Below are 6,877 nucleotides of genomic sequence, written 5' to 3'. Positions count from 1 at the left end.
GTGGTCTTTGCGGGAAAGGTCGATGGTGGCGTAGCTGATGTTGCGTTCGGTGACCTCGTGTACTTCCGTGCCGCTTTCCTTGCCGATGTGGCCGCTCCAGCCGAACCACAGCCCGCCGCGTTCCTGCAGGGCGGCGTTCATTGCCGAGGCCAGGCCGCCCGTCTGCGTCTGTTTGGGCAGGGCCACCCGGTTGGATATAACAACCAGCCGGCTCATGCGGCCAGCTCCTTAAGCCATGCGTGTACCGAGGCGACGTCGGCCAGCGTGCTGGTGGCCTGGCTGGGCTCGCGGTCGCCCACGCGTATGGAGAACCCGCCGCGGGCGTTGGCCGCCAGAAAGCCGTGTTCGTCGGTTAGATCGTCGCCGACGTATACAGGCAGGCGGCCCTTGAACGGAGGCGTCTGCAGCAGGCCCGCCACGGCCATGCCCTTGTCCATGCCGCGTGGCTTGAACTCCACCACCTGGTTGCCCGGCTGGAGTTCGTAACCGGGCAGTTCCCCGGCGAGCGCGGTAGCGGCCAGCTTCAGTGCGTCGCCTTGTTGCGGCGCCTCGCGATAGTGCAGGGCCACCGCCACGCCCTTGTCCTCGACCCGGATGCCGGGCAATTGCAGGGCTAGCGCGGCAGTGTTACGCCGCAATTCCTCTACCTGGGCTGGATTGACCTGCAACCGTTCGATGGCGCCCTGGCTGTTCCGCCGCTCGAACCCGTGAAGTCCCGCCGCGGCCCACGAAGCGCGCTGGAACAGGCGGTCAAGGTCGGCGATGGTGCGTCCGCTGACCAGGGCCAGGGCGCCGTCGAGGCGTTCGTGCAGGGCATCGAGTGAACGTGCCAGCGCCGGCGTGACCCGCACGGCGGCAGGGTCGTCGACGAAGTCGAGCAGGGTGCCGTCGACATCGAGGAAGAGGGCCCAGGGGTGGCCGCGGTCGGGTTTGGGCGGGGGCGGCAATCCAGCGCGGCGGGCGTTCACCTTGCATCGATCTCCATCTGCGGATAACGGAAGTGTGAAGCTGTCGATGTGAACGGCGCGCGGAGGGGGCACGATGTCGGCACGAATGCTGCTTGAAGCGGCGGCCGCCGGGCCGCATCTGTGGATCAGCGACGACGGCGCCTGGGTCCCGGCAGCGTTCGTCCAAACCTACGAATGGGGTTTTAACCGTTATGCGCATGGACAAACTTACCTCGCGCTTCCAGCAGGCGCTGGCCGACGCCCAGTCGCTCGCCGTCGGCCGCGACCACAACATGCTGGAGCCCGCACACGTCATGGCGGCGTTGATCGACCAGCAGGGAGGGTCCACCGGGCCCCTGCTGACACAGGCCCACGTGAACGTGCCAGCCCTGCGCCAGCGGATCGGCGAGATCCTCGATCGCTTGCCGAAGGTGAGCGGTCAGGAAGGATCGCTCAGCATCGGCAACGAGCTGACGCGCCTTTTGAACCTTACCGACAAGCTGGCCCAGCAACGCGGCGACCAATTCATCGCCAGTGAACTGTTCGTGCTGGCGGCCCTGGAGGACCGCGGCGAAATCGGCGCGGCGCTGAAGGCGGCCGGCGCCACCAAAGTCCTGCTCGAGGCTGCGATCGACAAGCTCCGTGGCGGTGAGAAAGTGCAGTCGGAGAACGCCGAGGAGCAGCGCCAGGCGCTTGAGAAATACACCATCGACCTCACCGAGCGCGCCGAAAACGGCAAGCTCGACCCGGTCATCGGCCGCGACGAGGAGATCCGCCGCACCATCCAGGTGTTGCAGCGGCGCACCAAGAACAACCCCGTGCTGATCGGTGAGCCTGGCGTGGGCAAGACAGCCATTGTCGAAGGGCTGGCCCAGCGTATCGTCAACGACGAGGTGCCCGAAGGCCTGCGCAACCGCCGCGTGCTATCGCTGGACATGGGTGCGCTGATCGCGGGCGCTAAGTTCCGCGGTGAGTTCGAGGAGCGCCTGAAGGCCGTGTTGAACGACCTGGCCAAGCAGGAAGGCCGGGTGATCCTGTTCATCGACGAATTGCACACCATGGTCGGCGCCGGCAAGGCCGATGGCGCCATGGATGCGGGCAATATGTTGAAGCCTGCGCTGGCGCGGGGCGAGTTGCACTGCATCGGCGCCACTACGCTCGACGAATACCGCAAATATGTCGAGAAAGACGCAGCATTGGAGCGCCGCTTCCAGAAGGTGTTCGTCGGCGAACCCACGGTGGAGGACACCATCGCCATTCTGCGTGGCCTGAAGGAGCGCTACGCCGTGCATCATGGCGTGGAGATCACCGACCCTGCCATCGTCGCCGCGGCGACGCTCTCCCATCGTTATATCGCCGATCGCCAGTTGCCCGACAAGGCGATCGACCTGATGGACGAAGCGGCGTCGCGGATCCGCATGGAGATCGATTCCAAGCCCGAGGAACTCGATCGCCTGGAACGCCGCTTGATCCAGCTGAAGATCCAGCGCGAAATGCTGCGCAAGGAAAAGGACGAAGAGTCCCGCCAGCGCCTGGCGGATCTCGAAGCCGACATCGATACCCTGGAACGGGAATTTTCCGACCTCAACGAGGTGTGGAAGTCCGAGAAGGCCGCCCTGCAGGGCGCCACTCGCATCAAGGAACAGATCGAAGAAGCCCGGCTGGAACTGGAAGCCGCACAGCGCCGGCAGGATTACGCCCGCATGAGCGAGATCCAGTACGGCAGGCTGCCTGAGCTTGAAAAGCAACTGGAAGCCGCGCAACAAGCCGAGCAGCAGAACTTCAAGCTGGTGCAGGATCGCGTGACCGCGGAGGAAATCGCCGAAGTGGTCAGTCGCTGGACGGGTATTCCCGTATCCAAGATGCTCGAGGGCGAGCGCGAGAAACTCCTGCAGATGGAAACCGTGCTGCACGAGCGCGTGGTAGGCCAGGACGAGGCGGTCAAAGCGGTGGCCGATGCCATCCGCCGAGCGCGCGCCGGGTTGTCCGATCCCAACCGCCCATATGGCTCGTTCCTGTTCCTGGGGCCCACGGGCGTGGGCAAGACGGAACTGTGCAAGGCGCTGGCCAATTTCCTCTTCGATGCGCCCGATGCCATGGTCCGTATCGACATGAGCGAGTTCATGGAGAAGCACTCGGTGAGCCGCCTGGTCGGCGCGCCCCCCGGTTACGTCGGCTACGAAGAGGGTGGTTACCTCACCGAGGCCGTGCGCCGCCGGCCCTACAGCGTGATCCTGCTCGACGAGGTGGAAAAAGCCCATCCGGATGTCTTCAACATCCTGTTGCAGGTGCTCGACGACGGCCGCCTTACCGACGGCCAGGGCCGTACGGTGGATTTCCGCAACACTGTGATCGTGATGACCTCGAACCTGGGCTCGAACCTGATCCAGGAGCAGGCTGGCGACGGCGACGGCGACAGAGAAGCGGACTACATGCAGATGAAGGCCTCGGTGCTGGGCGTGGTGCAGGCGCATTTCCGCCCGGAATTCATCAACCGCCTCGACGAACTGGTGGTGTTCCGTCCGCTGGAGAAAGCACAGATCCGCGCCATCGCCCGCATCCAGTTGGACTACCTGGGCAAGCGCCTGGCCGAGCGGCAGCTGAAGATCGACATTTCCGATGCGGCGCTGGACTTGCTGGCCAATGTCGGATTCGACCCCGTGTATGGTGCGCGGCCACTGAAGCGCGCCGTGCAGCAGCAACTGGAAAACCCACTGGCTCAACAGTTGCTCTCGGGCGTGTATGCCAGCGGCGACACCATCGTCGTCGGCGCCGAGGGCGGCCATCTGGTGTTTGGCAAGGGCGGCGGGGCGTCTTGACGAAAAGATCCGTTCCGCTTCCGGTGCCGGTCCGGCGCCTGAAGCGGGACTCACCGCTATAATCAGCGGCTGCGACCAGGTAACCAAGCCCCATGCCCATCTACGAATTCCAGTGCCAGGCCTGCGGCCACCGCTTCGAGCGCCTGCAGAAACTGTCCGACGCCGATCCCACCGTTTGCCCCACTTGCGGCGAGCCGCGCGTGGGAAGAATGCTCAGCGCCCCGGGTTTCCGCCTCTCCGGCAGCGGCTGGTATGAAACCGACTTCAAGAAGGACGGGGACAAAAAACGAAATCTGGCCGGCGACGGCAAGACCGATGCGCCCAAAGCCGATACCCCCAAGGTAGACGCCCCCAAGGCAGATGTGCCAAAGCCTGCCGCCGCTCCCGCGAAAGCCGCCAGCGCCGATTGACCCGCTGGCGGCTGAATCGATGTGGCGCCTCCCGGCGGTCGCGTATTCCTTCGTTCATACGGAAAGTGCAAGATCTTGCTCCATGGCGCAGCCGCGCCGGCATGGCAAGGAGTAGGGACGATGAAAGCGCGTACATGGGGCCTCGCGGCCACGTTGGGCCTGGTGGTGGGACTTTCGTTCGTGGTGGCGCCGGCACAGGCGCAGCGCTGGGGCCAAGGCCAAGCGGTGACCTGCGGTAGCGTCGACGGCAAATACACCCGCTGCAGCGTGCCCTGGCGCGATGCCCAGCTGGTGAAACAGGATTCCGATACCCGCTGCGACAGGGGCCGCAACTGGGGCTTCGAACGCGGGGCCATCTGGGTCGACCGCGGTTGCCGTGGCCAGTTTGCCGAGGCCGGCGGCCGGCCGGGCGGTCCGGGGTGGGGTGGTGGTCGGCCGCCTGGCGGGCGCGACCAGGTCGTGGTCTGCGGCAGCGAGAACAATCGCTACAAGGTCTGCCCGATCGATCTTCGTGGTGCACGGGTCGCCATCGTCAACAACGATTCGGACATTCGCTGCATCGAAGGCCGCAACTGGGGCACCAACCGCGACGGCATCTGGGTCAATGGTGGCTGCCGGGGGCGTTTCGCCGTCCAGCGCCGCTGATGATCGCGGCCGGCTCCGGGCCGCATGCTAGAATTCAGGGTCTTTTCCACCCGAATAATGGCCGTCGGCGGCCCGGAGCCAGCAGCGCATGCGTACGCACTTTTGTGGTCTCATCGACGAGACCCTGGTAGGCCAGGAAGTCACCCTGTGTGGCTGGGTCAACACGCTCCGCCTGCAAAGCCATGTGGCCTTCGTCGACCTTCGCGACCACGAGGGCATTGCCCAGGTTGTGATCGACCGCGACAACGAAGCTGCTTTCAAAGTGGCCGGCGAGATCGGCTACGAATATTGCATCCGTGTCTCAGGTACGGTGCGCAAGCGCATCGCCGCCAATGACAAGCTGCGTACCGGCACGGTAGAACTGGTGGCCGCCTCGATCGAGGTGCTCAACGCGGCGAAGGACCTTCCATTCGCGCTGCACGAGAACCCCAACGAAGACATGCGCATGACCTACCGCTACCTGGACCTTCGCCGTCCGGAGATGCAGAAGATCATGCGCACGCGCATCGCCCTGGTGCGTTCGCTGCGCCGTTATCTGGACGAGGCTGGTTTCCAGGACATCGAAACACCGATCCTGACCAAGGCCACCCCCGAGGGCGCGCGTGACTACCTGGTGCCCAGCCGCGTGCATCCGGGCCAGTTCTACGCGCTGCCGCAGTCGCCGCAGTTGTTCAAGCAGATCCTGATGATGGCGGGCTTCGACCGCTACTACCAGATCGCTCGCTGCTTCCGCGACGAAGACCTCCGTGCCGACCGGCAGCCGGAATTCACCCAGCTCGACCTTGAATTCGCCTTCGTCGAAGAACGCGACGTGCAGGATTTCGTCGAGGCGCTGATCCGCCACGTGTTCAAGGATGTCATCGACGTCGAACTGGAGTCGTCGTTCCCGCGCATGACCTGGGCCGAGGCCATGCAGCGCTTCGGCTCGGACAAGCCCGACCTTCGCAACCCGCTGGAGCTGGTGGACGTTGCCAGTGCGGTGAGGCACGTTGAATTCCAGGTGTTCGCAGGTCCCGCGAACGATCCGGAAGGCCGCGTCGCCGCGCTGCGCGTACCCGGCGGTGCCACCATGACCCGCAAGGATATCGACCAGCTCACCGAACATGCCGCCAAGTACGGCGCCAAGGGTCTGGCGTGGCTGCGCGTGGAAGACAAATCCAAAGGGCGCGAAGGCGTCGCCTCGCCCGTGGCAAAGTTCCTCGACGACACCGCCCTGGCCTCGCTGTTCGACCTCACCGGTGCCGATACCGGCGACATGCTGTTCTTCGGCGCAGGTTCCTGGAAGACGGTCACCGACTTCATGGGCCAGGTGCGCCTGAAGGTCGGCCGTGACCGTGGCTTCGTGGTCGAAGGCTGGAAGCCGCTTTGGGTCACCGACTTCCCGATGTTCGAATACGATGCCGAGGAACAGCGTTTCGTGGCGCTGCATCATCCGTTCACGGCACCGAAAGTCGACGACATTGACGACCTTCGCACCAGCGCCGCCACGGCGGTTAGCCGCAGCTACGACATGGTGCTCAACGGCAACGAGATCGGCGGCGGCTCGATCCGCATCCATCGCCCGGACATGCAAAGCGCCGTGTTCGGCCTGCTTGGCATCGGCGCGGATGAAGCCGAGGCCAAGTTCGGCTTCCTGCTCAAGGCACTGAAATTCGGCGCGCCGCCCCACGGTGGCCTGGCCTTTGGCATCGACCGCATCGCGGCGCTGATGGGCGGTACCGAATCGATCCGCGACGTCATCGCCTTCCCCAAGACCACCAGCGCCCAGGACCTCATGACCGACGCCCCGTCGCCGGTGGCCCTTGCCCAGCTGAAGGAACTGCACGTGCGCGTGGCCGACGCACCGGGCAAGGGATAGCTGCCGGTGGCGACCGAGCACGTCATCCTGCTGCATGGTCTGTGGATGCGTGCCTTCGCCATGGGCCTGCTGCGCCGCCGGTTGATCGAGCAGGGCTTTCAAGTTCATCGCTTCGAGTACATGAGCGTGGCAGGCACGCCCGAGCGTGCGATCGTCCGCCTGCAGCGGAAGATGCGCGAACTGGCGCCGGGACCGGTG

The 6,877-nt window shown here is 65.0% G+C and carries 6 protein-coding genes and 1 pseudogene; 5 read left to right on the top strand and 2 right to left on the bottom strand.

Annotated features, from left to right (window positions below):
• Both VK519_RS02425 and otsB read right to left on the bottom strand, forming a co-directional pair.
• Positions 1–216 (bottom strand): annotated as a pseudogene (locus tag VK519_RS02425) (trehalose-6-phosphate synthase); the annotation flags it as partial.
• Positions 213–968, bottom strand: a complete 756-nt coding sequence (gene otsB / locus VK519_RS02420) for a trehalose-phosphatase (RefSeq protein WP_324347317.1) — start codon at positions 966–968, stop codon at positions 213–215. The gene otsB and the pseudogene VK519_RS02425, both read right to left, overlap by 4 nt.
• A 191-nt stretch (positions 969–1,159) precedes the next feature.
• On the opposite strand from otsB, the gene clpB reads away from it, so the two are divergent.
• The 5 genes from clpB to VK519_RS02395 all read left to right on the top strand — a co-directional run.
• Positions 1,160–3,766 (top strand): ATP-dependent chaperone ClpB, encoded by a 2,607-nt coding sequence (clpB, locus tag VK519_RS02415; RefSeq protein ID WP_324347315.1) that lies wholly within the window; start codon positions 1,160–1,162, stop codon positions 3,764–3,766.
• A gap of 92 nt (positions 3,767–3,858) precedes the next feature.
• Positions 3,859–4,176, top strand: a complete 318-nt coding sequence (locus VK519_RS02410; protein ID WP_324347313.1) for an FmdB family zinc ribbon protein — start codon at positions 3,859–3,861, stop codon at positions 4,174–4,176.
• A 120-nt stretch (positions 4,177–4,296) separates the two neighbouring features.
• Positions 4,297–4,821, top strand: a complete 525-nt coding sequence (locus VK519_RS02405; RefSeq protein ID WP_324347311.1) for a DUF3011 domain-containing protein — start codon at positions 4,297–4,299, stop codon at positions 4,819–4,821.
• Between the two features lie 88 nt (positions 4,822–4,909).
• Positions 4,910–6,679 carry an aspartate--tRNA ligase gene (gene aspS, locus VK519_RS02400; protein WP_324347309.1) on the top strand — a complete coding sequence of 590 codons (1,770 nt, stop codon included), beginning with the start codon at positions 4,910–4,912 and terminating at the stop codon, positions 6,677–6,679.
• A 6-nt stretch (positions 6,680–6,685) separates the two neighbouring features.
• Positions 6,686–6,877, top strand: a 192-nt coding sequence (locus VK519_RS02395) for a lipase family protein (protein ID WP_524538971.1), incomplete at its 3' end; no start/stop codon positions are given.

The sequence above is a fragment of the Pinirhizobacter sp. genome, from assembly GCF_035317885.1.
Classification (GTDB): domain Bacteria; phylum Pseudomonadota; class Gammaproteobacteria; order Xanthomonadales; family Rhodanobacteraceae; genus Pinirhizobacter.
Note: the sequence above shows the minus strand (reverse complement) of the source record. Positions and strands in the feature narration are given on the sequence as shown.

Excerpts from the sequence above, each read along its gene's own strand:
- clpB (WP_324347315.1), top strand. The coding sequence starts at position 1,160 with ATGCGCATGGACAAACTTACCTCGCGCTTCCAGCAGGCGCTGGCCGAC.
- VK519_RS02405 (WP_324347311.1), top strand. The coding sequence starts at position 4,297 with ATGAAAGCGCGTACATGGGGCCTCGCGGCCACGTTGGGCCTGGTGGTG.
- VK519_RS02410 (WP_324347313.1), top strand. The coding sequence starts at position 3,859 with ATGCCCATCTACGAATTCCAGTGCCAGGCCTGCGGCCACCGCTTCGAG.
- aspS (WP_324347309.1), top strand. The coding sequence starts at position 4,910 with ATGCGTACGCACTTTTGTGGTCTCATCGACGAGACCCTGGTAGGCCAG.